20 protein-coding genes are annotated in these 25,313 nt (G+C 62.7%); 8 read left to right on the top strand and 12 right to left on the bottom strand.

Translation table 11 applies throughout. The features are described from left to right. Positions 1-169 precede the first annotated feature (169 nt). Positions 170-484, top strand: a complete 315-nt coding sequence (locus H567_RS0111485) for a J domain-containing protein (RefSeq protein WP_028321510.1) — start codon at positions 170-172, stop codon at positions 482-484. Here the strand turns inward: H567_RS0111485 and H567_RS0111480 are convergent. The 8 genes from H567_RS0111480 to H567_RS0111445 all read right to left on the bottom strand — a co-directional run bounded on the left by H567_RS0111480 (position 481) and on the right by H567_RS0111445 (position 12,733). Then, positions 481-1,824 carry a sigma-54-dependent transcriptional regulator gene (locus H567_RS0111480; protein ID WP_028321509.1) on the bottom strand — a complete coding sequence of 448 codons (1,344 nt, stop codon included), beginning with the start codon at positions 1,822-1,824 and terminating at the stop codon, positions 481-483. The two genes, H567_RS0111485 and H567_RS0111480, sit on opposite strands and share 4 nt — an antisense overlap. Beyond that, positions 1,824-3,722: a DUF294 nucleotidyltransferase-like domain-containing protein gene (locus tag H567_RS0111475; protein ID WP_028321508.1), complete on the bottom strand. Its 1,899-nt coding sequence runs from the start codon at positions 3,720-3,722 to the stop codon at positions 1,824-1,826. The genes H567_RS0111480 and H567_RS0111475 overlap by 1 nt, the downstream gene beginning before the upstream one ends. 2 nt (positions 3,723-3,724) lie before the next feature. After that, positions 3,725-4,891 (bottom strand): sigma-54-dependent transcriptional regulator, encoded by a 1,167-nt coding sequence (locus H567_RS24515; protein ID WP_051184759.1) that lies wholly within the window; start codon positions 4,889-4,891, stop codon positions 3,725-3,727. Beyond that, positions 4,884-7,844: a sensor histidine kinase gene (locus H567_RS27195; RefSeq protein ID WP_051184758.1), complete on the bottom strand. Its 2,961-nt coding sequence runs from the start codon at positions 7,842-7,844 to the stop codon at positions 4,884-4,886. The genes H567_RS24515 and H567_RS27195 overlap by 8 nt, the downstream gene beginning before the upstream one ends. Position 7,845: 1 nt before the next feature. Beyond that, on the bottom strand, positions 7,846-8,022 hold the full coding sequence (locus H567_RS28545; RefSeq protein WP_153306155.1) for a hypothetical protein: 177 nt from the start codon (positions 8,020-8,022) through the stop codon (positions 7,846-7,848). 58 nt (positions 8,023-8,080) lie between these two features. Then, complete coding sequence (locus H567_RS0111455) at positions 8,081-9,958, bottom strand: bifunctional acetyl-CoA hydrolase/transferase family protein/GNAT family N-acetyltransferase (RefSeq protein WP_028321507.1); 1,878 nt, start codon at positions 9,956-9,958, stop codon at positions 8,081-8,083. 38 nt (positions 9,959-9,996) lie between these two features. Next, on the bottom strand, positions 9,997-11,952 hold the full coding sequence (locus H567_RS0111450; protein ID WP_028321506.1) for a DUF294 nucleotidyltransferase-like domain-containing protein: 1,956 nt from the start codon (positions 11,950-11,952) through the stop codon (positions 9,997-9,999). Positions 11,953-12,184: 232 nt separating this feature from the next. Beyond that, a complete protein-coding gene (locus H567_RS0111445) occupies positions 12,185-12,733 on the bottom strand; it encodes a hypothetical protein (protein ID WP_153306154.1) in 549 nt (182 codons plus the stop codon). 836 nt (positions 12,734-13,569) lie between these two features. Between H567_RS0111445 and cysC the strand changes: the two genes are divergently transcribed. Then, on the top strand, positions 13,570-14,244 hold the full coding sequence (gene cysC, locus H567_RS24505; protein WP_051184757.1) for an adenylyl-sulfate kinase: 675 nt from the start codon (positions 13,570-13,572) through the stop codon (positions 14,242-14,244). Here cysC and era read toward each other — a convergent pair. From era to rnc, 3 genes are read right to left on the bottom strand one after another with little or no spacing between them, the layout of a single operon-like run. Beyond that, positions 14,180-15,064 (bottom strand): GTPase Era, encoded by an 885-nt coding sequence (era, locus tag H567_RS0111430; RefSeq protein WP_028321503.1) that lies wholly within the window; start codon positions 15,062-15,064, stop codon positions 14,180-14,182. The two genes, cysC and era, sit on opposite strands and share 65 nt — an antisense overlap. Continuing rightward, positions 15,061-16,086 carry an elongator complex protein 3 gene (locus tag H567_RS24500; protein WP_051184756.1) on the bottom strand — a complete coding sequence of 342 codons (1,026 nt, stop codon included), beginning with the start codon at positions 16,084-16,086 and terminating at the stop codon, positions 15,061-15,063. The genes era and H567_RS24500 overlap by 4 nt, the downstream gene beginning before the upstream one ends. Continuing rightward, positions 16,068-16,772, bottom strand: a complete 705-nt coding sequence (gene rnc, locus H567_RS0111420; protein WP_028321502.1) for a ribonuclease III — start codon at positions 16,770-16,772, stop codon at positions 16,068-16,070. The genes H567_RS24500 and rnc overlap by 19 nt, the downstream gene beginning before the upstream one ends. Positions 16,773-17,170: 398 nt before the next feature. On the opposite strand from rnc, the gene H567_RS28540 reads away from it, so the two are divergent. From H567_RS28540 to H567_RS0111385, 6 genes are all read left to right on the top strand, one after another. Next, positions 17,171-17,338: a hypothetical protein gene (locus H567_RS28540; protein ID WP_153306153.1), complete on the top strand. Its 168-nt coding sequence runs from the start codon at positions 17,171-17,173 to the stop codon at positions 17,336-17,338. Next, a complete protein-coding gene (locus H567_RS27190) occupies positions 17,335-17,952 on the top strand; it encodes a GNAT family N-acetyltransferase (RefSeq protein ID WP_153306152.1) in 618 nt (205 codons plus the stop codon). The genes H567_RS28540 and H567_RS27190 overlap by 4 nt, the downstream gene beginning before the upstream one ends. A gap of 80 nt (positions 17,953-18,032) precedes the next feature. Then, complete coding sequence (locus H567_RS0111405) at positions 18,033-18,758, top strand: MBL fold metallo-hydrolase (protein WP_028321501.1); 726 nt, start codon at positions 18,033-18,035, stop codon at positions 18,756-18,758. A 16-nt stretch (positions 18,759-18,774) separates the two neighbouring features. Beyond that, a complete protein-coding gene (locus tag H567_RS0111400; RefSeq protein WP_028321500.1) occupies positions 18,775-20,184 on the top strand; it encodes an FAD-binding oxidoreductase in 1,410 nt (469 codons plus the stop codon). A 481-nt stretch (positions 20,185-20,665) separates the two neighbouring features. Beyond that, positions 20,666-21,286 carry a cytidylate kinase-like family protein gene (locus tag H567_RS0111390; protein WP_028321499.1) on the top strand — a complete coding sequence of 207 codons (621 nt, stop codon included), beginning with the start codon at positions 20,666-20,668 and terminating at the stop codon, positions 21,284-21,286. Between the two features lie 144 nt (positions 21,287-21,430). Then, complete coding sequence (locus H567_RS0111385; RefSeq protein WP_028321498.1) at positions 21,431-22,729, top strand: beta-ketoacyl-[acyl-carrier-protein] synthase family protein; 1,299 nt, start codon at positions 21,431-21,433, stop codon at positions 22,727-22,729. Between the two features lie 14 nt (positions 22,730-22,743). Here H567_RS0111385 and H567_RS0111380 read toward each other — a convergent pair whose 3' ends face one another. After that, the gene (locus tag H567_RS0111380) at positions 22,744-24,858 is read right to left on the bottom strand and encodes an acetate--CoA ligase family protein (protein ID WP_028321497.1); all 2,115 of its coding nucleotides are present in this window, start codon (positions 24,856-24,858) and stop codon (positions 22,744-22,746) included. Positions 24,859-25,313: the final 455 nt, after the last annotated feature.

The raw sequence follows: 25,313 nt of genomic DNA, 5'->3' as shown, positions 1-25,313 counted from the left end.
GATACCTGAAAGCGCGTTACTTTTGGTAGCAAATGAGACGGTGAATGAGGAAAAAAGGTAACCGGCGGGGAGGGGGACGGGTCGTGACCGGGGCCTGGTTGACAAGATCGGCATGGGGGTGTAAAAGCCGGCTATTCATCCGAAAGCCGTCTGGAGGCGGGAGCCGCTCATGAAAAGATACCGTGAAATCACTGCCGCGAAAGAGGTCCTCGGTCTGCCGGAAAGGGCGACCCTGAAGCAGATCAAGACCCACTACCGCATGCTCCTCGAAAAATGGCATCCCGACCGCTCGGCGGACGATGCCGACGCCCGTCATGAGATGACCCGCCGGATCATCGAGGCCTACCGGAAGATCATGGATTACTGCAACCATTATCAATATTCCTTCGAAGCAGACGATATCAGGAAAAATCTCTCTCCCGAAGACTGGCTCATCGAGCGCTTCGGAGACCCCCTCTGGGGCGATGGTCCGAACAAGGACTAGCGAGTTAGATTCCAGCGCTTGCGCTTTTCCCAGAGGGCCTTGCGGGTGATGCCCAGGCGGTCGGCCAGCTGCTGTTCGGTCAGGGTGGCCTGGTAACGGCGGATGAAGGCCTTGGTATAGCCCTCGATGGAAAGGCCCTCCTCCAAAGACTGGCCGGCGAACGTCCCTCCGGTCTTCAGGCCTTCGGGGAGGTGTCCGGGGCGGATCAATGTGCCGTCGGTGATCAAGACGGCCCGTTCGATGATGTTCTGGAGTTCGCGCACGTTCCCGGGCCAGGGGTACTCCCTCAGGAGGCGGGCGGCGGCCGGGTCCAGGTCGCGGACCCGCTTCCCGAGTTCCTGGGCGAATTTGGCGATGAACTGAGCCGCCAGAATGGGGATGTCCTCCTTCCGCTCCCTGAGGGGCGGAAGGTGCAGGGTGACGACGTTCAGACGGTAAAAGAGATCCTCACGCAGCGTTCCTTCCCGCACGGCCTGGATCACATCCCGGTTGGTGGCGGCGATGAACCGGAGATCGACCTTGCGGCTCTGGGTAGAGCCGAGCGGCCGGATCTCGTGGTCGTCGATCACGCGCAGGAGCTTCGCCTGGAGGTGCGGGCTCAGGTCGGCGATCTCGTCCAGGAAGACGGTCCCCTCATCGGCCTCTTCGAAGAGCCCGCGCTTGGTCTGGGTCGCCCCCGTAAAGGCCCCTTTCACATAGCCGAACAGCTCCGATTCCAGCAGATGATCGGGGATGGCGCTGCAGTTGATGGGGATGAAGGGTTTGCTCCGCCGCGGGCTGTTGTGATGGATGGCGCGGGTGAAAAGCTCCTTGCCCGTCCCGGTTTCCCCCAGGACCAGAATGTTGCTGCGTGAATCGGCGACCCGTTTGACCTGTTCGATCAAGCCCTGGATCGCGGTGCTCGCGCCGAGGATGTTCTGAAAATCGTGCCGTTCTTCGAGTTGTTTGCGGAGCAGCGCATTCTCTGACTGGAGCGACCGCTGATGGAGCGCCATCCGGACCAGGCGTTTGATCTCCTCGTGGATCACCGGCTTCAGGATATAGTCGTGGGCGCCAGCCCTCAACGCGCCGACCGCCGTTTCGATCGAGGCGTAGGCCGTCATGACGATCACGATCTGCTCAGGGCAGCGTTTCCTGACCGCCTCGAGGAACTCGATGCCGTCCATGCCCGGCAGGAGGATGTCGCAGAGGATCAGATCGTGCCCCCCCGCCTCGTAGAGAAGCAGGCCCGCCTCGGCGTTGCCGGCGGTCGAGACGTCGTACCCGTCGCGCTCGAACACCCGCCGCAACGACTCGCACAGAGCCGCCTCGTCTTCGACGATGAGAATACGCTCGGACATCAGGCCGTCCCCGGATCGAAACGCTCCCGCGCGAGTTGCTGCAGGGACTCGATCAGACGGAAGGCCTCCCGCAAGGTCTTCTTCTCGAGGCTGCTCATGTCCGCGGGCTGCAGCAAGGAGTCCGGGGCGAGCCCCAACCGGATCTGTTCATACTGGTGATGGGTGAGGGTCAGCATCAGGTACTCGAAGGTGTGAAGCAGCTCCCGTTCCATCGGTGCAAAAGCCGGGTCCTTGATGCGCAGGGCCTTGATCCTTCCGAGGGTGGCGGTTTCCGGAAGACCGATCGAGAGCGCGAACAGCCGGACGAGGTCGACGATCGGGAGGATTCCGCGCCGCTTCAGATCGATCTCCGTCCTCTGTTCTCCGTTTTTTTCGAAGATCGCATTGCCGACGAAGCCGGCCGGGGGAGGGGTCCTGACGGCCAGCCGCCCAAGCGCACTCAGAAACGCGCCGCCTTCCTCCACGATCCAGGGCGTGATGTGGCTTCGGATCCCCTGAAACAGCATGGACTTGCCGAAAAGCGGCCGGGCGTCGAAAAAATTGAGCGCATTCGCCAAGTCCCCCTCGGAAGGCTCCGCAATCCATTGGGTGAAGACCGCCTTCCAGGTCCGGATCGGCTGGCACCAGCGGGGGTTGGCCGCCATGAGTCCCTGGGGGCAGGCCGGAATCCCGAGGGAGCCGAGGTTCTCTTTGACCCGGTTGCTGAAGACGGAGAAATAGCCCGCTGCGTCGATCTCCTCGCCGGGGGTGGCCGGGTCGGAGTAGATGAGGGCATTGTCCTGGTCCGTCTTGAAGATCTGTTCCCGGCGCCCTTCGCTTCCGAGGGCCACCCAGCAATAGGGCAGCGGCGGCGGCCCCATCTCCTTTTCGGTCAGCTCGAGGACCCTTCGGATGAGCCGGTCGTAGATCTCGGAGATGATGCCCGCGAGTTGGGCGTAGTGGCTGCCTTCCTTGAGCAGCAGCCCGATGACGTTGAAGACCTTCGACATCAGGGGGATCAGCCCCTCCAGGCTGTCCTGGAGGAGGATGTCCTTCGCGAAGGAGACAGGGGAGGTCCCCTGGAGCAGCATGAGGTCATGGTTGGTGATGATCCCTTTGATTTCGCCTTCCTCCACCACGAGGAGATGGTGGATGTTGTACTGGATCATTTTCATGAGGGCCTCGAAGCAGGATCCCTTTCCGTCGGCCCGGATCAGGGCGAGGTGGCTGATGTTCCGGACCGGCTCCGAGACGCTTCGCCCCGTCGCCACGACCTTCTCGCGCAGATCGCGGTCGGTTACGATGCCCGTGGGCAGGTTGTGCTCGTTCAGGATGACGAGCGAGCTGATCCGGTGTCTGACCATGGTTCTGGCGGCTTCCTGGATGGAGATGGACCCGGGCACCGTGATCAGGTCCATGGCGATGTTCCCCACCGGCGTGGTGAAGAGGAGCCGGTCGTGTGCGCTCTGGAGCTGGCTTCGCCGTCGCATCTCCTGAGAGGTCCGATCGACGTAACGGGACAGGTACGACAGGAAATACTCGGCGAAGGCCGGGCTGGACTCGAGGAGCCGCTGGACCCGCTCCCTGCTCAGGATGTAGCAGAGGGTGTCTTCGATGGCCTTGACCGTGGTGCGCTGGCGGTCCTTTCCGATCATGGACAGGAACCCGAAATTGTCCCCTTCGCCCTTGTACTCCGTGACGATTTCCTCCCCTTCATCCCCCTCGATGACGACCTTGACCGCCCCCTTCTTGATAACCCTCAGGGCGTCGCTGGGGGGCCCGTTCTGTTTGAGAATCAGTGTGTTGACGGGATAGAATTCCAGAGAGGCATCCCTGGCCACCCGCTCCATCTCCCCTCTGTCCAGGAACTGGAAAGGGGGAACCCCCGAGAGAAACCGGATAACGTCTTCTGTCAGCATGATTACGAAAGGGGCGGAAAGTCCGCCGGCTGGAGCCGGCCGTTCCGGGTGAGCAGAACGGCCCGCTCGAGAAGGTTTCTGAGTTCCAGCACATTGCCGGGCCATGCGTAGGCCTGCAACCGGGCCCAGGCCTCCGGGGCGAGGCCCTCGACGGCCTTGCCGAAGGCGCGGTTGTAACGGCTCACGAAGAAAGCGGCCAGTTCCTGGATGTCTTCCCCCCGTTCGCGCAGCGGCGGCAGCTGCAGCTCAGCGACCCGCAGCCGCTGCTGGAGGGCGCCGAGGAACCGGCCTTCCGCAACGGCCGCTCCGAGGCCCTTCTCCGTTCCGGAGATGATGAGCGCCCCGAAGGGCGTGTCCGCCCCCCCGCCGGCCGGGCGGATGCGGCCCTCTGACAGGACGGAGAGCAGCAGCTGCTGGACGGGAAGGGCGAGGGCGTCGACGCGGTTCAGGTAGACCGTCCCGCCCCGGGCCCTTTCGAGGAGGCCGCGGGCGCCCGTCTGACCCTGCGGACCCTGGGCTCCTCGCCCGCCGAACAGGGCCTCTTCCTGCCCGGCGGGCGACAGGGCCTCGCAGTGCACCTCGAGAAAAGGCAGGCGCATCCTGGATCCCGCTTCATGGATCATCCGGGCGACGAGCTTCTTGCCGGTCCCGATCTCGCCGGTTAAAAGGACGGGGCTCCTGGCCTCCGCCACCTTGTGGACGCGGTCCCGGACGGACGCGATGGCGGGGTGGGCGCCGATCAGGTGCCGGGTGTCATAATAGCCGGCGACCTGTTCGCGCAGTTGGGCGTTCTCCTCCTGCAGGGCCCTCAGTTTGAGGGCGTTTCGAACGGTCTGCTTGATCTCTTCGTGGATGATCGGTTTGACGATGTAGTCATAGGCCCCCGCTCGCAGAGTTTCGACCGCCGTCTCGAGCGAGGCGTAAGCGGTCATGACGATGCAGGCCTGCTCGGGTGCGGCCTCCTTTACGCGCTTGATCAATTCGATCCCCGTCATCCCCGGAAGGATGATGTCGGTCAGGATCAGGTCGAAGGAGCCCTCCTCGAAAAGCTCCATGGCCGGCTCCGCGCTGCTCACGGGGACGACTTCGTAGCCCTCCCGCTCAAAGACCCGGGTGAGAGATTCCCTGAGGGTGTCCTCGTCTTCGACGATGAGTATGGTTTCAGCCATGTGATGCCTCCTCTTTTGGCAGCCTGATTTCAAAGCTGGTCCCGTTCCCTTTGCTGCTTCTGACGCTGATGCTCCCGTTGTGCTCCTTGATGATGCCGTAGCAGATGCTCAGCCCGAGGCCGGTGCCTTTGCCCATGGGTTTGGTGGAGAAAAAGGGGTCGAAGATGCGGTCGATCAGCGATTCGTCGATACCGCTCCCGGTGTCCCGGAAGCGGATGTCGATCCATCGGTCCTTGTCCTCGATCGACACCTCGAGCCTGCCGCCCTCCGGCATCGCGTCGACGGCATTGAGCATGAGATTCAGGAAGACCTGCTGGATCTGGTCGGGATTGACGCGGAGCTGGGGGATCTTGCCCATCCGGGTGACGAACTCCACCTTCCGCGACCGTTTGTCGTATTTGAGGAGATTGACGGTCTGCTCGACCAGCCCGGGGATGTCGGTGGGCACCTTTTCGGAAGAGGAAAGGCGCGCGAAATCGCCGAGGCTCCGGACGATCTTGGAGATGCGGGCCAGGTGTCCGTTGATGTTGTTCAGGGACTCCTGCGTGAAGGCCACATCCTGATCGCTGCGGAGTTCGAGGGACTGGAGCTCCTGCACCAGTGAACTGATCGAGGCGAGCGGGTTGCCGATCTCGTGGGAGATGCCGGCCGTCAGTTTGCCGAGGCTCGCCAGCTTCGAGGTCTGGAGCAGCTGCTTTTCCATGATCTTCTTCTGGGTGATGTTTTCGAAAATGGCGACCAGCCCGCCGGAGGGGTCTTTGAACGGACTGATGTTGATCTTGATGTGCTGCAGGGCGGGCGATTCCACCGTCCGTTCCTGCTGCTTTCCAAGGGTCCAGGTCTCCTCGGGGATCCAGGGGATCAGGGGCTGGACCGGCCGGCCGATGGCCGCCGCCTTGGGGATGACCGTCAGCGTCTCCATCTCCCGGTTCCAATAGGTGACGTGGAGGTGGGCGTCCACGGCCACGATCCCGAAGGGGGCGCTTTCGATGATGTTTTCGCTGAAGGCCTTGAGGTAGGCCAGGTTCCGGTTGGCCTCGGACAGCTCGTGGCGGGACAGGCGCAGCGTGTCGGTCATCATCTTGACGGAGCTCGAAAGCTCGTCCCGCTCCTTTTCGGTGAGGATCGATTTGTCCTCGAAGAGGATGGCGGCCATGGAGGATCCGAGGGCCCCGGACAGGATCCGTTTGGCCTCGTCCCGCAGGCGGATCAAATCGTCCCGGCTGATCGCTCCGCGCTCGATCCCGTGTCGGGCCATGAAGCGGCCGATGACATCGGACGCCTCCTGCCTGCCGATGTACTGCTCGAGGATGGCTTCGATCTGTTCGATGCTGTAAAGGCTCTTCGGGGAGACCAGCGCCGGGTCGTAGGCCTCCACGAACAGCAGGGCCTGCCGCTCTTCCTCCCCGCGCTTGGCGGTGGCGAGCGAGACCCCGATGTAGGCGACGACGTTGAAGAGCAGCCCCCAGAAGAGGGAGTGGCTCCATTTGTCGAGCCCTTCGAGTCCGAAGAGGGCCCTGGGGCTCAGGAACACGTTCTGCATCAGGGATTGGGCGCCCCATTCGTCGGGGAGCACGTGCGCGCGGATGAGGGCCGGCAGCAGAAGGGTGTAGGTCCACACACCGAAGCCGGCCAGGATGCCGGCGATCGCCCCCTTCTTGTTGCCCTTCTTCCAGTAAAGGCCCAGGATGAAGGCCGGGGCGAAGATCGTGACGGCCTCGAAGGATTTGAGGCCGATCTGCACCAGTGTGTAGAAGCGGCCGATGAAGACCGCGAAGAAATAGCCGAGGAAAACGCACCCGATGATGATGAAGCGTTTGATGTTCAGGATCAGCGCGGGAAACCCCCTGATCTGCCGGAAGCGGAAGATGGCCGGCATGACGAGGCTGTTCATGACCATGGTGCTCAAGGCCAGGGATTCCACGATGATCATGCCGCTGGCGGCCGAAAAGCCGCCGATCAGGACCAGGAGGGCCAGGGCGGGGCTGCCCTGGGTCAGGGGGATGGTGAGGACGAAGGTGTCGGCCTCCGCCTGGTGCCTGCCGAGGAGGATCCCCCCGAAGGCGATCGGCAGGACGAAGATATTCATCAGCAGGAGGTAGAGCGGAAAGAGCCACATGGCCTTGTAGACGTGGGAGGGATCGGCGTTTTCCACCACCGCCATCTGGAACTGGCGGGGCAGGAAGAGGACGGCCATCATGGAGAGGAAAAGGAGCGAGGACCACTCCAGATAGCTGACGGTGGACCCCTCGCCGATCGTCATCAGGTGCCCCTGGTCCGATGCCTGGATGCGGCTGAAGATCTCCCCGAAGCCGTCGAAGAGCCCGTAGGTGACGAAGATCCCGACGCCCAGGAAGGCGACCAGCTTGACCAGGGATTCGAAGGCGATGGCGAGGACCAGTCCGCCGTGCCGTTCGGACGAATCCAGGCGGCGCGCGCCGAAGATGACCGCGAAGACGCCGAGGACCAGGGTGATCACCCATCCGGTGGCGGTGATGCCCCGCGACTCGCCGGCAAGGATCGTGAAGGCGTTCAGGATGGCCTTCATCTGGAGCCCGAGATAGGGGGTGATGCCGATCAGCGAGACCAGGGTGACCAGGATGGAGATGAAGAGCGAGTTCCCGTAGCGGGAGCTCAGAAAATCCGAGATGGTGGTGATGCGGTGGCGCTTCGCGATGACGATGATCTTGATCAGGAGGACCCCCCAGAGGCACGACATCAGGGTGGGGCCGAGGTAGACCGGCAGAAAGGACAGCCCCGAGGTGGCCGCCTCGCCCACGCTGCCGTAAAAGGTCCAGGAGGTGCAGTAGACCGCCAGGGAGAGGGAATAGACATAGGGGTTCGCGACCAGACTCTTCCCTTTCCGCTCGCGCCGTTCGGCGTAATAGGCGACGAGGAAAAGGGCCGTCAGATTGCCCATCACGATCAGGGAAATGAACCACCCCTTGAACATCTCAGACCTTCCCCCTGCCGTTCGTTCGGTTGACGAGGATCCCGACGATCAGGATGAAGAGCGCCCAAAGCGTGTAGAGATAATAGGGCAGAGGCACTCGGACCAGCGCGGCCAGCGGCCAGTTGAAAACGAGGATGCCCAGGAAGAAGATGAACGGCCACAGCTCTTTGTTCTGCATGTCGGTACTCCCTTCCGCAGGCCCGGGATCCGGGGTCCGCCTCGGCGGACCTTCGATCTCATCCCTCCGCCGGTTCGTCGAACCGGCAGGTGAGGCACAGCGTTCCTTCCTCGAAAAAGGTGTGGACCTTGTAGGGCAGTGAGTGGAACAGCTTGATCATCTTCTGGTTCTGGGGCATCGTGTACGCGCTTAGGCCGGCGATACCGCTTTCGCGGGCGGCTTCGGCCAGTTTTCGGATGAGGATGGTGCCGATCCCCTTCCCCTGCCAGTCCTTGAGGACCGAAAAGGCGACCTCGGCTTCATTGCGGGCCGGGTGGAAGAACGAGCCGCCGATGGCGATGACGGTCTCGAATCCCATTTCGCCCGTCACCGCCAGGAGGGTCAGGTTCTTGATGTAGTCGATGTGGTACATCTCGGCCACGTCGCGCCGGGGAAAGAGCGGCTTTTCGTGCATGAAGCGGAAGACGAGGTCCTCCTTGTCCATGTTGTAGAAATGCTCCTGGATCAGCCGCTCATCGGAGGGCTTGGTGGGCCGGATCAGGACGCGTTCGCCCGCGATGTCGTGGGCCTCTTCCAGCTTTACAGGGTAGACCCCGAAGATGGAGGCGCTCAGGGTCTGCTCGGGAGCGAGCAGGCCCTTTTGCCGGGCCTGATAGAAGAGGTCCTCGCGGAAATCCGGGTGCGCGATGCTGATGACGGCCACCGCCCGCTCCTGGAGGCTTTTTCCGAACAGATTGACGATCCCGTATTCCGTCACCACGTACTGGACGTCGCCGCGCGGCACGACGACAGCCGTGTCGTCCAGCGTGGGGACGATCCGACTCTGCTTTCCGTCGAGGGTGGTCGACGGCAGCATCAGGATGGATTTCCCCTCGGGGGCCTCCGCCGCCCCCCGGATGAAATCCATGATATCGGTCACGCCGGAGAGATTGTTGTATGGCATGGCGTCGACCGCAACCTGGCCGGTGAGGTCCATGGCGGTGGCCACGTTGAGGGCCACCATCCGGTTGTGCCGCGCGATGATCGACGGCCGGTTCACGTAGTCGGACGGGCGGAACTCGATGCACGGGTTGTCGTTGATGAAGGCGTAAAGGTCTTTGGAGCCGATGGCGGCGCTCGCCACGAGTTTGCCGTTGTTGTATCCCTTGCGCCGGTTGGTGATCACCCCCAGGCCGACCAGCTTCATCATGCCGTCGGTCAGGAAACGGCTGTGGACCCCGAGGTCCTTCCGGTCGGTAAGGGCCGCGAGGGTCGCCTGGGGGGCGGCGCCGAGGCCGATGTGGATGGTGGCTCCGTTTTCGATGAGCTTGACCGTGTGCCCGGCGATCTGTCTGGCGGCTTCGAGGCCCGGCGGGTCGGCGATGGTCAGGAGATCCTCCTCGCATTCGACAATCCGGTCGACCCGGTTGACATGGATGAAGCTGTGGCCCAGGACACGCGGCATCCTGGGGTTGACCTGGGCGATGACCAGGGAGGCTGCCTCGGCCGCCGCTAGTGTGATGTCGACCGAGATGCCGAGGCTCATCCAGCCGAAGTCATCCGGCGGAGAGACCTGGATCAGGGCGGCATGGATCGGGATCTGCCGGCTTCGGAGGAGGCGCGGCACCGCCGAGAGGTTGATCGGGGTGATGAAGCGGCGGTTGCGCTCGAGGGTCCGGGTCTTCCCCGATCCGAGATAGAAGGAGCGCATGTTGAAGCAGTCGCCGCCGCTTCTGGCGGCGATCCGGGTGAGCGGCGAACTCTCCATGCTGAGGAGACGCACGATCTCGATGTCCCCGAAGAGGTGGGCCTTGCTGGCCAGTTCGCGGACCAGGCACTGGGGCTCGCCGCAGGAGGACCCGATGAAGACCCTCTGACCGTGCCGGATGGCGCGAAGGGCCTCCTCGGGAGAGGTGAGCTTGCTGCGGTAGTCATCGGCCCAGTAAGGCGTTTCCATGCCGCGAGTCCTGGATGCGTCGGCTCCTGAAGGGGTTTTCACCGTTTCCTGAGGGTCGTCAGGCCGTAGCGGATCTCGATCTGGCTCTGCAGGCGGTCGATGGCCTTGAAGGCCATTTTCAGATTGGACCGCTGGATTGTGCTCAGTTCCGAAGGTTCGATGTAGTTGTCGAGCTGCTCGCCCTGGTTCAGTTGTTCGAGGTTGTGCTGCAGCCGCAGGAGCATCATGAGGTTGAAGGCCTCCCGCAGGTTGTTCCCATCCCCCGGGGCGAAGATGTCCCTTTCCATCAGGGCCGCAATGCGGTCGAGCGTGTTGGTCCGGAAGATCCCCTGTTCGAGGGACAGGATGCGGACGGCGTCGATCAGCGGCATCAGGCCGTGGCGTTTGATGTTGAGGCGGTTCTTGTACTGTCCGGACCGTTCCACCACGAGCCGGTTGAAGAAGCTCAACGGCGTCCGCAGCTCCAGGGAGCGCAGGGCCATGTGAGGCAGGAAGACCTTGCTCTCGGGGATGGCTGCCTTGATGGAGGCGATCAGATCGTTCAGAAGGCTCTCCGGTCCGTAGATGGCCCGGAAATCGAAAAAGATGGACGAGATCAGGATGTCCTGGGCCGAGAGGTCCCGCTGAAAGATCCACTTCTGGTAATAGTCCTTCCAGACCCTGAGCGGCTGGCACCACTGCGGGTTCGAGGCCATCATGTCTCCGTTGCAGCGCGGGAAGCCGCAGCGTTCGAGGCCGGAGACCACCCGCTCGGCCAGGACCAGAAAATAGGCCTTTGCGTCCGCCTCCGAGCCGGGGTCGGAATCGCCGAAGATCAGGGCGTTGTCCTGGTCGGTCGAGAGGGTCTGCTCCTGGCGCCCTTCGCTTCCGAGGGACACCCAGACGAAAGGCAGCGGGGGGGCCTTCCGACCCTCCCGGTCGAGGTCCCCCGCGGCCAGTTCGATGATCCGGACCGTGAGGTGGTCGTTCAGTTGGGTGATGAGCTGGCAGATCTCCCGCGCCTGCCCGCCGCGCTCGAGCATCACCTTCAGGGTGTGGGTGATTTCCTTGCGGATGAGAACGAGCTCCTCGAGGTCCGGCGCCTGCTGGATGCGGCGGATGATCGCGACGGGGTTGTTGCCCTGCGAGATCATGAGGTCCCGCTCGGAGAGGATTCCCGCCAGGTCCTGTCCCTGGAGGACGGGCAGGTACTTGATGCGTTTGCGGATCATGAGGAGGATGGCATCGAAGAGAAAGGCGTCGGGCGGCACCGCCGAGAGGGGATGGCTCATGACCCCTTTGACGGGGACATCCTTCAGCTCCCCCGAGGCGATCACCTTGCGTCGGAGGTCCCCGTCCGTCAGGATCCCGATGGGCTTCTGCGCCGGGTCGACGACGACCAGGGACCCGACCCCGCGCGTGGTCATGAGGCGGGCGGCCGCCACGACGGATTCGTTGTCCGGGCAGACCGCCACGTGGGGATGCATGATGTCCCGCACGCGGGCGGAAAAAAAGAGGATGTCCGGCTCCGGCCCGGAAGGCGCTGCGGCACTCCCTTCCGCCGGCCTTCCCGGGACGGGGGCCTTGAAGCCCTTGCTGGGGCCCATGGTGAAGTACAGGAGGACATCGGGATAGGTGTCGAGGAGCCGGAGGAAGCTGGCCTTGCCGAGGAGAAAGCAAATGGTGTCCCGTTCGGCGACGATGGTGAAAGGACTCGGCCGGTTGCCGAGGAGGCTGAAAAAGCCGAAAAACTCCCCTTCTCCGCGCATGTCGACCACAGGCCCGGCGCTTTCCTTCCGACCCCCGAAAGGGATGAGCCGGACCTCGCCGGAGCGGATCAGGTACAGGAATTGGTTCGGGGGGGAGCCGGGGCTGAGGATCACTTGATCAGGATGAAAGTGCTCCAGGGTTAAGGTGCGCGAGAGGTCCCGAATCTCCGCGTCGGGCAGGAGATGGAACGGTGGAACGGTTTTCAGAAAATCATAGATCATTCCGGCGGATTGGGTATCCTTCATCTCTCCCCCTCAATACGTGCACGTCCATCCGCTCGAGGCCGGCGTTGCCGGGCCGCGATGCCAGTCTTACCCCTGCCGGTCGAACCGGCCGTAAACCGTTCGATCACGAAGGCTACGTTCATTCCGCCGCCTGAAATATCCGCAGGCGCAACATCGAGACTCTCCCTTTCTGGTCGGTCTACACAAGAGTGAAGGCCCTCGGCCCGTCTGTACCGGTTCGATGTTTCTAGGTTCAGGTCTTCTGCAGGCGCGTCCGGATCGCTCGATCCCGCATCAGGACAGCCAGAAAGCCGAAGGAAAGAATGATCGACGCGAGAAACGGTTCCAGGATGATTCCCCGCCAGACGAGGCTGGCGACCCCCCCCAGGATGGCGATGAAGATGCCTGCAAGCGCCGCCATGCCGGTGTACCGCAGGACGGTCCGGGCCGCCGAAAGCGCCCATGGGTAGGATATGCCGAAGAGACGCAGGACAGCCCAGGCGGCGAGCGGAAAGAGGAGATAGGACACGCGCTCCATGACATAGATCGTGCTGAGGACCGCCGCAGCGAGGAGCTTGTCGCCCCAGGGCTGCGCGCTGTAGCCGGCGAGAGAGAAAAGGGCCGCCGCCCCCAGAACGGCCAGCGCCATCCAATAATAACGCCGCCGGAAAAGGGGGTGAAGGATGGTTCGACCGCAATTCGGGCAGGCGTATTTCTGAAAGCCGAGCGGACTGATCCCGGGGGCCGCCCGAAAGGGTTTGCGGCAGAATGGGCAGGCAACCTTTTTTTCCACGATGGCCATAAGAATCCTGTCTCCTTTCGATCGGGCAAGGGTTTTGCCGGCATGTCTCCGCACGGATCTGCGGCCTGAAAAAGATTTCGCTTCCATCCGGAAATGAGGATTTTTCTTCACACCCTTCAAGTGCTCAGTCCCACCGCTTCGCGGCGGGTCCCGGTTTGGCCAATATCAAGGAAATCAAGTAGTTTACATCACGAAATGATTTCCCGGTAGAACCCGGTTTGCCAACCGGAAATGAGGATTTTTGGCCAATATCAAGCAAACGTGCAGATTGACGCCGAGATTGGCCAAAAGGCCCCTTTCCGGATGGGACACGAACCTGCCTCTGCAATGATTCATGGGGGCCCGCGGCCTTTTGCACCAGAGAATAAAAAAGAAAACAAAAAACAAGAACGGTTGGGGTTGATCGAAAGGCCTTTTACACCAGCGACTAAAACATCCTTCAACCGGGATGGTGGTTCCGAATGGATTGCTTCGATTGCAAAAACTTGCGAAATAGGCCCGGCGGCTTTCCGGGGCGGATGGTCTCAGCGACTTTGGAAAGCCCTTGGCAAAAAGGGCGGGTATCGGTGAAGCCGCCCGGGATCCAGCGGATGCCGCACCCTGCGGGCCGGGATACGGGGGGCATTTCAGGAAGTCGAAAGAAATGTTGACTTAAACCATTGATAAAGGGAACTTTTTAGTGAAAGTATGCGGGATGTATGGGTTGGGTGTCAAGATAAAAAACGATCCGAGGACGGGATCAGACCCGGTCCGCCCCTTTTTCACCTTGCTGGAAAAGGGGAATTCATTTATCAATAGGCCGTTCCGATTTTGATTCGTGGAGGTTTGCAAAAAGCATGGGAGAAGGCACGATCGCCGAGAAGAACAATGTCACCTGGTTCAAAGGACTGGTCAGCCGGGAAGATCGGGAGCGGCTGCATCGGCACCGCGGTGCGGTGGTCTGGTTCACGGGGCTTTCAGCCTCGGGCAAGTCGACGATTGCGCATCGCCTCGAACATGTCCTGCACCGCATGGGGTGTTCGACCTATGTTTTCGACGGGGACAACGTCCGCCACGGCCTGTGCGCCGATCTCGGTTTTTCCGGGGACGATCGGAGTGAGAACATCCGTCGCATCGGCGAAATGGTGCGGCTCTTCGTAGATGCGGGGATCATCGCCATAACCGCCTTCATCTCACCGTTCCGGTCGGATCGGGATCGGGTGCGGGCGCTGGTCGAGCCGGGCCGGTTTTTCGAGGTCTTCGTCGACTGTCCGCTGGAGGTCTGCGCCGCGCGCGACCCGAAAGGGATCTACGTCAAGGCCAGGGAAGGGAAGATACGGAATTTCACCGGGATCTCGTCGCCCTACGAAGCGCCGGAGGCCCCCGAACTGGTGGTTCGTTCGGACCGGCAGACTTCGGAGGAGGCGGCCTTGAGCGTCGTCAAGCTCCTCGAGGACGCGGGCATCCTCAGTACCCCAGCCGCCGGAGGGCCCGAGTGTCCTTGTTCCAGTTCTTCTCCACCCGTACGCTGAGGGAGAGGAAGACCCGGATCCCGAAGCGCTTCTCCAGTTCCAGCCTCGCTGCGCGCCCGATCGACTGAATCATTTTTCCCTGCCTGCCGATCAGGATGCCCTTCTGGTTTTCGGTTTCGACATGAATCCGGGCGTCGATCTCCAGAAGATCCCCGCTCGCCCTCTCCTCGATCCGGTCGACGGTCACCGCGCAGGCGTAAGGGATGTCTCCGCGCGTGCGCAGAAAGATCTTTTCCCTGATGATCTCGGCGATGAAAAAGGCCTCGGTCTGGTCGGTCGAGATGTCCGGAGGAAAGAACTGGGGCCCCGGCTCCAAATGGGTCTTGATCTGCCCGAGGAGCGCTTCCACCCCGTCCCCCCGCAGGGCCGAGACCGGGAGAAAGGCCTCGAAAGGGTAGGCCGAACGGAACTGTTCGATGACGGGAAGGGTGCGCTCCGGAGGCCCCAGGTCCATCTTGTTGATGACGAGGATCGCCGGTTTGCGGGAGGCATGCAGCCGGCGGATGATCGGCGGGATCTCGGGGTCGTTGGGCCGGCCCGCGTCGATCAAGAGGAGCACCAGGTCGACCTCCTGAAGGGCCGCCATGGACGATTCCACCATGCTGCGGTGCAGGGCGGTCTTCGTTTTGTGGATGCCGGGCGTGTCGATGAAAACGACCTGAAAATCCTCGCCGTTCAAGACGGCTGTGATCCGGTTCCGGGTGGTCTGGGGTTTGGGGGAGACGATGGAAACCTTCCGGCCGAGGATGCGGTTCAGGAGGGTGGACTTCCCGACGTTCGGCGGGCCGGCGATGGCGACGAATCCCGAGAGGAAGCTCATGCCTCGACCACCCGGATGCGCCCTGGCGGAAGGCTTTCGTCCGGGAGGACGGCCGCGACCCGGCTGCCGGTCGTCGCCTCGAACCAGGCAAGGCCCTGATTCCGGTGTCCGCGAAGGAGCGGGATGTCCTTTTGCGGGGCCATGAGCTGGATGGTGCGGCCCCGAGGGACCTGGGGGAGCTGGTTTCGAAGGGTTGCGCGATAGACCGCGGCCCTCACCAGGGAGCCGAAGGAAGGGTGCCAGGGGCCGGCCAGGATACGCCCCGATTCGCGGAGAGCCGGCGAGGGCAGCAGACCGATCCGGATGACGGGAATGCCGCTTTCTTCGAGGCGCCGGCAGGCCTCGGCGCACCGGGTTGCGGCCTCTTCCACGGACAGGGGGCGGTAGCGCCCCGCCTTGTACCATTCCGCCATGGCGGTGCCTTCGATCACGATCGCAGGGTAGAGCCGGGCCATGTCGGGATGAAGCTCGATGACGGCCTGGACGGTGGATTGGAAGGCATCTGCGGTGTCCCCGGGGAGGCCCGGCATCAGCTGGATCCCCACCTTGAACCCCATGCCGCGCAGAGCGGCGACCGCGTCGCGGGTGGCTTCCGGGCCGTGTCCTCTGCCGGCGAGACGGAGGACCTCCGGCTCCATCGACTGGGCGCCGAGTTCGACGGTCGTGACCCCGAAGCGGCGCAGTGTTTCCAGCCGCACGGGATCCAGGGCGTCGGGGCGGGTCGAGACGCGGATGCGGACGACGGCGCCTTTTTCCCTGAAAGGTTGGACCGCCGACAGGAGTTCCTCCATACGCTCGATCGGCAGCCGCGTAAAAGTCCCGCCGTAAAAGGCGACCTCCGCCCCGGCGGGGAGCCGCGAGCCAAGCGCCTGTTCCAGGATCCGGCCGATCTCCGCGCCCCGCAGGGGGTGTTCGTCATGGCCGGTGATGCGGTGCTGGTCGCAGAAGATGCAGCGGTGCGGACAGCCTTGATGCGGCAGAAAAACGGGGACGATAAATGGCGTCAGACCGGATCGAGACACCGGAAGGCCTCCCTGGCGGCTTGCTGCTCCGCCTCTTTCTTGCTTTTGCCGCACCCCTCGGCTAACATGGTGCCGCTCAGCCATAAAGCGATTTTGAAGGTCTTGTCGTGCGGGGGGCCGGTCTCCTCGATGAGACTGTACTGGGGAAGCGAGCGGAAGGCCTTCTGGGTGTATTCCTGCAGAAGGCTTTTGTAATCGTGGACCCGGTCCCGGCTTTGAACCTTTTCGATCAGGGGCGCGAAGAGAGTGTCGATCACCTTTCTGGCCTTTTGGAAGCCCGCGTCGAGAAAAACGGCGCCCACGATCGCCTCGACGGTGTTGGCGAGGATGGAAGGTTTGGCGCGCCCGTCGCTCTGGGCCTCCCCTTTGCCGAGGAGGATATAGTCGCCGAGTCCGAGCCGTTGAGCGATTTCAAACAGCCCTGACTCGTCGACGATCATGGCCCGGTATTTGGACAGGTCCCCTTCTGTCGCCTCCTGAAAACGCTGCATCAGGAGGTCGCTGATGGCGAGGTCGAGAACGGCGTCGCCCAGGAACTCGAGGCGCTCGTTGTCCGCCAGATCCGAAGAGGCCTGCTCGTTGATGTAAGAGGCGTGGCAAAGGGCCTGGAACAGGAGTTCTTTCCTCTTGAACCGGTGGCCCAGCCTTCGTCCGAGTTCGGTGAGATTGACGATTTCGTTTTCCAATGGAGTCTTACCTGCTGCTGACGGGGCGGCGGAGACCCGCCTTCCAGCCTGAATGAGACGGTCTCCCGGCCTTGATCGTGTGTCGGATGGTTTGATTCTATAACGCTTGCGCATGGCGCGCAAGTTTCCAATCCGGACAGGATGATTTTTTTGCTGATTTCAGGGGAATGGCACCCTCGCGCCGTGGCGACCTGCAGGTCGCCGCACAAGCAAACGTGCAGATTGACGTCGGGACCGGGCGGCGGATCCGCCATGAAGGGGGCTGAGCGGCGCAGCCGGCCGGCGAAAGACCTTCGCCGGATGAAAGCGGATTCGTGAAAGATTCAGAAAATCGAGCTGGTTCCCATCCGGAAATGATTTCCCGGTAGAACCGGTTTCCAATCCGGAAATGAGGATTTTTGGCCAATATCAAGGAGATCAAGCGTTTGCGCGGAGGCGACCTGCAGGTCGCCGCACAAGCAAACGTGCAGATTGACGCCGAGATTGGCCAAAAGGACCATTTCCGGATTGGAAACGGACCGCCTGAAGGATACCGGGGGGCGGTGAAGGGGCGTTGCGGGCGGTGAGTCGCAGGGGACGCTTCGGAAAATACGGCGAGACGAAACGCTTGGAGCGGCTGCGGCGCAGCCGTCTGACCAGGCGGATGGCCGGGGCCGGCGGAAGGGCTTTTCCGTCTGCGCCGGGCCGGGGCCCCGGGGCCGGGCGGAAGTCCGCCGCGCCCTTCGTCCGTTCCTCCCTGGAGTCGGACGCCTCCTTCATCGAGGCCTTGAGCCGCCGCGTATTCACGCGGTATGGGGGGACCTACGGAGAGATCCTCTCAGAGTGGTTCAGACATCGGTTCGGCATGACGCTCGTGGCTGTGCTGGGCCGCTCCCGGGCCGGTTTTGTCATGATGGGTCCGGTCGATGGGAACGGCCGGTTCCATTGCACCGTGGAGATCCTGGCGATCGCGGTGGAGCCCCGGTTCCAGGGCATGGGGGTCGGACGCAGGCTTTTGTCCGAGGCCTTGAAGAAGGCGCGGACAGGGGGCGCCCGGAGCGTGGTGCTGCACACCGCCGAAGGAAATTTGCCGGCCTTGAAGCTGTTCAAATCCTTCGGCCTCGTGCCGCTGGGGCTGAAGGAAAGCTTTTACCCCGAGGGGCAGAACGCCTATTTGATGATTCGGCCGATCGAGGGGTGAGGGGCGCCGCAGGTTCTCCTGCTTGAACCGCGCCCGGCAATAGGGTATGGTGGGTTGAAATCCACGACAAGGAGAAGAGGATGAAAGCAGTGTGCGAGGGAGTCTATTTCATACCGGGGCGGGACGAGATGATCCCGGACGCTCATATGTACGTCATCGGCGGGCCGGACGCCGAAGACCTGACGCTGGTCGATGCCGGCCTGGTCGGAAAAGGGGCCTACAAGCTGGATGCGATCCGGCGGCTGGGTTTGGATCCGGCCAAGGTGAAGCGGATCATTCTGACCCATACCCATCTCGATCACATCGGTTGTCTGCGCGAGCTGCTCGACGCCCTGGGGGAGGTCGAATTGTGGATCCACCGGGCGGAGGCCGAACCCCTGGAGCAGGGGGACCCCAGGACCGTCTACGGGATGGATATGTTCCGGAACATGTGCGAGATGCAATACGGTCTGACGCCGAAGGCCCTCACCTTCACAGTGGACCGCAAACTCGAGGACGGGGAGGTGGTCGAACTCGGGGGGATGGATTGGGAGATCCTGCACATCCCGGGGCATTCGGCCGGCTCCATCGGACTCTACAACCGCTCCGGCAGGATCCTGATCTCCGGAGACGTCGTGTACGCCGATTATGCCATCGGCCGCTTCGATCTTCACGGCGCGAGCGGGCCGCAGCTCAGGGAGTCGCTGCTGCGGCTGGCGGAACTCGAGGTCGATGTGCTGCTGCCCGGGCACAACCAGATCATGAAAAAGGTCCCCCCCGGTTATGTCGCCGATACGGCCCGCCAGTGGGCGCCGTATCTCTCCTGAGCGGCGGTCCTTCCGGTTGGAATCCTTCGTACAGTCAGGCAAGTGGGTGACCGACCCCGACATCGTCGAGGGTTACCGCCACGATGCCCTGGGGATGCAGGGCGGTTTCGAGGCGCTTTTCAGGCCGGAAGACACCGCCGACATCCAGGAATGCCTGCGGATGATCTCGGACAGGGGAGGGTCCGTCACCTGCCAGGGTCTGCGCTCCTCGCTCACCGGGGCCTCGATGGCGCCGGGGGGCGTCGCCCTGTCGCTCGAGCGGTTCAACCGGATCCTGGATATCGATCGAGTCCGGCGGCGCGCCCTGGTCGAACCGGGGGTGGTCCTGGCCGAGTTCAAGGCGGCGGCCGCCGCGGAAGGTCTTTTCTATCCACCGGATCCGACCAGCGCGGCCGAGTGCACTCTGGGCGGAAACGTGGCCACCAACGCATCGGGCTCCCGTTCCCTCAAATACGGGGCCACGATCGAATGGGTCAGGGCGCTGCAGGTTGTGGACGGATCGGGGCGTGTGATCACGGCGCGCACCGCCGAGGGCGGCAAGATCTGCGCCGGTTACGGCGCGTTTTACGATCCGGCGCGCCTCTTTGTCGGATCGGAGGGTACGCTCGGGGTCGTGACCCGGATCGAGGTCGCCCTGACCGAACTGCCCGAGGCCTTCATGCTCGTACTGGTCTTTTTCCCCGACATGAGCCGCGCGCTCGACTTCGTCATCAGCGCACGGGAGGATCCGGCCTGCGATCCACGGAGCCTGGAGTTCCTGGACGAAGGCTGCCTGGAGATCATCCGGGGCAGGGCCGAGGGCCTCAGCATCCCGCCATCCGCCCGTGCAATCGTCTACTTCGAACAGGAATACGGAGCGGAGGAGGGCTACGAGGCCCGGCTGGAGGCCTGGTCCCGTCTGATCGAACAGCACACGCCGCTGGCCGGCGACACCCGGATCGCCTTGACGGATGCGCAGAAGGACCACGTCATGAAATTGCGCCATTTCGTGCCGGAGAGCATGAATGCGCTCAGCATCCAGGCGGTCCGCACAGGCGGCTGCAAGATTTCGACGGATTGGGCCGTTCCGTATCGGCGTCTCCCGGAGCTGTTCGCCTGTTTCGAAGAGGTCCGGGCCCGCCTCGGATCGATGCCGGTGGTGCGCTTTGCACACATCGGCGAGGGCCATCCGCACTTCAATTTCATCGCCCGCGATCCGGAGGAGAAGCGAACGGCCGAGGAGGTGGACCTGCTGATGGCGCGCAGGGCGGTCGCGCTGGGCGGGACCATCACCGGGGAGCATGGGGTCGGAAAGATGAAACGGGAGCACCTCGCGCTCCAATATCCTCCTGCCGTCATCACCGCCATGAAGGCGCTCAAGCGCAGCTTCGACCCGAAGGGGATCCTCGCGCCCGGAAACATCTTCCCGGCCGATGAAGGGCCTTGATGCCGGCGCCCTTTCAAAAGGCGGCCGCGGGTCTGCCCGGCTTCTTTTTTCATCTGACAAAAGGCATTTGGATGTGATAATAGGTTTGGCATGTCTTGAGATCCGGCTTGCCGGCCCGTCGGGGCGTTGGCTGGAGCGGTGTCTGTTCGGAGACGATCTAAGCTGGATGGTCAGTTTACACTCCTGAAACCCGATGGTTTCAATCCGGAAATGATTTCCTGGGTACAACCGGGTTTCCAATCCGGAAATTACGCGTTGAAAACGAAACAGTTCCCAGGCCGGAAATGAGGATTTTTCCTCACACCCTTCGGATGCTCAATCCCACCGCTTCGAAGCGGGTCCCGGTTTGGCCAGTAATAAGAAAAGCAAGGGTTTGTGCGGAGGCGACCTGCAGGTCGCCGCACAAGCAAACGTGCAGATTGACGCCGAAATTGGCCGAAAAGACCATTTCCGGACGGAAACTTATGAGGAGGGAGAGGCTATGGCGGTTGTGACGATTTCGCGGCAGTTCGGAGCAGGGGGAAGAACCCTGGCGGAGCGGGTGGCCAAGGAGTTGGGATATCGGTATGTTCACGAAGATATGATCAAGGAGATTGCGATCAAGGCGCAGGTGTCCCACGACCAGATCAAGTCCTTCGAGAAGCGTGGCACTGACAAACTGATGAAGTTTTTGGACAAGATCGTTTCGACCAGCTATGTTGAAAGACTCTGCGCCGATAACTACGGTTATGTCGACGAGAAGAGTTATGTCGACGCGGTCAAAGAGACCATCCTCGATTTTTATGAGAAGGGTGACGTGGTGCTGGTCGGAAGAGGCGGCCAGTTCATTCTGGAGAAGCACGCAGGAGCGGTGCATATTCTCCTGGTCGGGGACGTGCCTTCACGCATCCACTTTCTGGTCACCCAGTATGGTCTCAAGCAGGAAGATGCCGAAAAGGCCATGCGCAGGGCTGACGATATCAGAAGCCGCTTCCTCAATTTCTACGCGGAGCCGGAACGGCACGATGATCCGCTCTCGTATGACCTGACCATCAACACGGGTCGGGTGTCCATGGATGCAGCCGTGGATTTGATCGTCGGTCTGGCGGGAAAAAAGACCTGAGGAACGTGCATCGATCTGGAACATGGCTTGCCCGGGGAAATGATTCCCTGCCGCGAGAACCCCGGGCGGCTCTTCCTTCCAACGGGTGAGCCAGGCCGACGGGGCGTAGCGCCGGGTTGCCTTGTTTCTTTCCGAGGAAAACACATGGGTTTCAAGCGAGTCGTCATCACTGGCCTTGGGCCGATCACGCCGGTCGGCATCGGCAAGGAGGCCTTCTGGAAGGCGTTGGTCTCCGGAAAGTCGGGGGCGCGCCGGATCGTCTTCGAAGACTGCGAGATGGACCAGTACAACTCACAGATCGCCTGCCCCGTCCCGTCCTTCGATCTGGGGGATTTTATCCCACGTACCAAGAGCTTCCGCTATCTGGGGCGCACCTCCGAATTCGCCCTGGCCGGGGCGCGGCTGGCGCTCGAGGACGCGGGTTTCACCCTCCTGCCCAGGGAGGGGGATAAGGGCGAGTTCGATTTTACGCTGAAAGGCGTCGAAGCGCATCGGGTCGGCGCCATCCTCGGAGTCGGGGCGCAGAACATGGACCTGTGCGAGCGGTGGCACAAGAGCTTTCTGAAATACCACGGCCCCAAAAGGATTTCCCCTTTCGGCCTACCCCATGTGCAGATCTGCTCCGTGCCGGTGACGGTTACGATGAAGTATGGGATCCACGGCATCGCCTCGACGGTCTCGACGGCCTGCGCCTCTTCGAACCACGCCATGATCGCCTCCTACAAACAGATCCTGCTTGGGGAGGAGACCGTGATGGTGACGGGAGGGGTGGATGCCTGCATCACGCCGTTCGTTTTCGGAGGGTTTGCAGCCATGAACGCCATGAGCCGCCGAAACGACGAACCCGAGAAGGCCTCCAGACCTTTTGACAGGGATCGCGACGGGTTTGTCATGGGAGAGGGGGCCGGGATCGTCATCCTGGAGGAGCGAAGCCATGCGCTCGAGCGCGGCGCCCGCATCTACTGCGAGATGTCGGGGTACGGGGCGACCTCGGATGCCTATCACATCGCGGCGCCGGAACCGACCGCCCGCATGCAGGCCAAGGCGATGGAAGATGCATTGAAAAGGGCTGGACGCAGGCCGGAGGAGATCGATTACATCAACGCCCACGGGACGTCCACGCCCCTGAACGATCCCGCAGAGACCCGCGCGATCAAAGAGGCCCTCGGAAAACATGCCTACCGAATCCCCATCAATTCCACCAAATCGATCACGGGCCACATGATCGGCGCCGCCGGGGGGGTTGAAGCCATCGCGATTGCGCTGACGATCGAGCGGGGGTGGATTCATCCCACCATCAACCTGGATCATCCGGATCCGGAGTGCGATCTGAACTACACGCCGCTTGTGGCGGTCCAAGGCGCCGTCACCCGATGCCTCAACAACAGCTTCGGTTTCGGCGGACAGAACGCGTCGATCGTCCTGGAGCGTTTCGAACCCTGAGACCCAGGTTCGGCTCAGTCCGCCCGGGGGTCTCCGCCGGATCGAAGCAGAATCCGCGCATCGAGTGCCGCCGCCCCGCGCCCCTTCCGCCCCACCCGCACGGGGTTGATGTCGATTTCGAAGATGCCGGGGTGGTCCACGAGCATCCGCGAGAGCCGGACGAGCAGGTCTTCCAGCGCCTCGAAATCGCACGGCTCCTCCCCGCGGATGCCCTCGAGGATCCTCCGGCCGCGGATTTGCTGCATCATGGCACGGGCATCGGCTCGTTCGAGGGGTGCGGCGCGCCAGGCCACGTCCTCGAGCGCTTCGACGAAGATGCCTCCCAGCCCGAAGAGGACCACAGGCCCGAACACCTCGTCTTGCTTGCCTCCGAGAATCACTTCGCGGCCGCCTGGCGCCATGGCCTGGATCAGGGCCTCCAGCGGCTCCGGGGCCAGCCTCCGGGCCAGGTCCTCGAAGGCCTCTGCCGCGGCATCGCTCGAATCGATGCCCAGGATCACCGCGCCCGCATCGGTCTTGTGCGAGATGTGCGGGCGGTTGACCTTCAGGGCGACCGGGCCGCCGATGCTCCGCCAGGCCGTTGCGGCCTCGCCGGCGGACCGTGCCAGCCTGTATTCCGGAACCGGAAAGCCGTAGGCCTTGACAAAGGCTGTGGCTTCGCTCAGGAGCAGGTGTGCGCGCCCTGACGTCGGGGGGAGGGAGGCAGGCGGCGTCTTGGAGCGGATTTCCGCAAGGGGGCTGATCGCCTTGGCGGCCTTTTTGCGGACGCCCCACTGGTGGGAAAGATAAAAGGCGCGCATGGCGTTTTCGGGGGCGGTGAAGATGGGGACGCCGGTGTGCCGCCGCAGAAAATCCACCTCCACCGCCTCGGTGAAGATGGCGACTGCGACGGGCTTCCGATACGTATCGATCAGTTCCTCCACCCGGCGGACCAGCTTCCGGCTGTCTTCGTGGTCCAGCCCGCGCCGGTAGCCGTGCACGAGAAGGAGGCCGTCCACGTCGCCCCGTTTGAGCATCTCCTCGACAATGTTTTCATAGACGGCCAGATCGAACAGGTCGCCCAGATCGAGCGGGTTCTGGAGGCGGATGACCTTGGCGCGGAAGCTCGTTTCGATCCGGGCGAGGAAGTCGCGCGGAAAAGGCGGCAGGTCGAAGCCGTAGTGGGCGCAGGCATCGGCGGCGATGACGGCGTGCCCGCCGGAGCGGGAAACGACCGCCAGCCGGTTTCCCCTGAGGGGCGGAAGGGTCAGGCTCTTGACGTAATCGACGGCGTCCACCATGGTGTTCACTCGGACGCAGCCGACCTGTTCCAGGGCCTGATCCACCAGGAGGTCATCCGCGAAGAGGGCGGCGGTGTGCGAGTGGGCAATGCGGGCGCTTTCCTGAAAGCGGTTGGATTTGTGGACGAGGATGGGCTTCGGGGAGCGGGAGGCGATCTCCAGGAAGCGGCGCCCGTCTTTGAACCCTTCCAGGTAGAGCAGGATGATCTCGGTCCCTTCGTCCTCGATCAGGACCTCGAGCAGGTCGTTCTCGTCGACATTCAGCTTGTTTCCCATGGAGACGAATTTGTTCAGCCCGATGTTTTCCTCCGCCAGGAAGCCGAGGTAGCTCAACCCGACGCCGCCGCTCTGGGCCAGGATGGAGACCTTGCCGAGCTTCAGATCCTCGCGCATCGGCCAGAAGGGGAGCACCAGCCCGTTCTGGAGATTGGTGACGCCGATCCCGTTCGGGCCGACGAAACGGATGCCGTAGCGGCGGGCGACGGAGAGGCATGCCTCTTCCAGGGGCAGTCCTTCCTCCCCCATCTCGGAGAATCCCCCCGATTCGATGACGATCCGGCGGACCCCCTTGCGCCCGCAGGCCTCCATGATGCCGGGGATGGTCTTTGCCGGTGTGAGGATCACCGCCAGGTCGACCGGGTGGTCCACCTCCTCGACCGAGCCGTAGATGCGCTGGCCGAAAAGGACTCCTTTCTGGATGTTGACCGGCAGGATCTCGCCCTGGTACCCGAAATTGAGCAGGTTCTTGATGATGTTCCGCCCGAGATTGGCCGGGTCGGCCGACGCGCCGATGACGGCGACGTTGCGGGGGTGGAAAAAGGATGCGAGGTTGGTTGTTTCGGAAGCCATTGTTTTTCTCCTGAGCTCTGCCCCTGCAATAGGTAGTTGCAATCCGGAAAGGGTCTTTTTGGCCAATCTCGGCGTCAATCTGCACGTTTGCTTGTGGGGCGACCTGCAGGTCGCATCCGCGCAAACGCTTGATTTCCTTGATATTGGCCAAACCGGGACCCGCCGCGAAGCGGTGGGACTGAGCACCCGAAGGGTGTGAAGAAAAATCCTCGTTTCCGGATGGAAACCAGGTAAGGTTTGCGGCGATTCCCGGTTTCTTCGCCCCCTTCACGGCTGGTCCCGGTTTTCGCCGCGTCGATGAAACCGGGCGTTTGCGCGGAGACGCCGCCCAGGTGCAGCACAAGGGGATGAAAAGATTGAAGCCGGGATCGGCCGGAAAGTCCATTCGCGGATGGAAATGACTATGTGTCTAGCATAAAAGAGGGCCTTTTGCTAAACCATTTTCGATCGGGGAG

Origin of the sequence: Desulfatiglans anilini DSM 4660 (assembly GCF_000422285.1) — a bacterium.
Lineage (GTDB): Bacteria > Desulfobacterota > DSM-4660 > Desulfatiglandales > Desulfatiglandaceae > Desulfatiglans > Desulfatiglans anilini.
Note: the sequence above shows the minus strand (reverse complement) of the source record. Positions and strands in the feature narration are given on the sequence as shown.

Coding starts and splice junctions, on each gene's coding strand:
- H567_RS0111455 (WP_028321507.1), bottom strand. CDS start 9,958: ATGGAAACGCCTTACTGGGCCGATGACTACCGCAGCAAGCTCACCTCT.
- H567_RS0111485 (WP_028321510.1), top strand. CDS start 170: ATGAAAAGATACCGTGAAATCACTGCCGCGAAAGAGGTCCTCGGTCTG.
- cysC (WP_051184757.1), top strand. CDS start 13,570: ATGGGAGAAGGCACGATCGCCGAGAAGAACAATGTCACCTGGTTCAAA.
- H567_RS0111385 (WP_028321498.1), top strand. CDS start 21,431: ATGGGTTTCAAGCGAGTCGTCATCACTGGCCTTGGGCCGATCACGCCG.
- H567_RS0111390 (WP_028321499.1), top strand. CDS start 20,666: ATGGCGGTTGTGACGATTTCGCGGCAGTTCGGAGCAGGGGGAAGAACC.
- H567_RS27195 (WP_051184758.1), bottom strand. CDS start 7,844: ATGTTCAAGGGGTGGTTCATTTCCCTGATCGTGATGGGCAATCTGACG.
- H567_RS28545 (WP_153306155.1), bottom strand. CDS start 8,022: ATGCAGAACAAAGAGCTGTGGCCGTTCATCTTCTTCCTGGGCATCCTC.
- era (WP_028321503.1), bottom strand. CDS start 15,064: ATGAGCTTCCTCTCGGGATTCGTCGCCATCGCCGGCCCGCCGAACGTC.
- H567_RS0111405 (WP_028321501.1), top strand. CDS start 18,033: ATGAAAGCAGTGTGCGAGGGAGTCTATTTCATACCGGGGCGGGACGAG.
- H567_RS0111475 (WP_028321508.1), bottom strand. CDS start 3,722: ATGCTGACAGAAGACGTTATCCGGTTTCTCTCGGGGGTTCCCCCTTTC.
- H567_RS0111450 (WP_028321506.1), bottom strand. CDS start 11,952: ATGAAGGATACCCAATCCGCCGGAATGATCTATGATTTTCTGAAAACC.
- H567_RS24515 (WP_051184759.1), bottom strand. CDS start 4,891: ATGGCTGAAACCATACTCATCGTCGAAGACGAGGACACCCTCAGGGAA.
- H567_RS0111380 (WP_028321497.1), bottom strand. CDS start 24,858: ATGGCTTCCGAAACAACCAACCTCGCATCCTTTTTCCACCCCCGCAAC.
- H567_RS0111480 (WP_028321509.1), bottom strand. CDS start 1,824: ATGTCCGAGCGTATTCTCATCGTCGAAGACGAGGCGGCTCTGTGCGAG.
- H567_RS0111445 (WP_153306154.1), bottom strand. CDS start 12,733: ATGGCCATCGTGGAAAAAAAGGTTGCCTGCCCATTCTGCCGCAAACCC.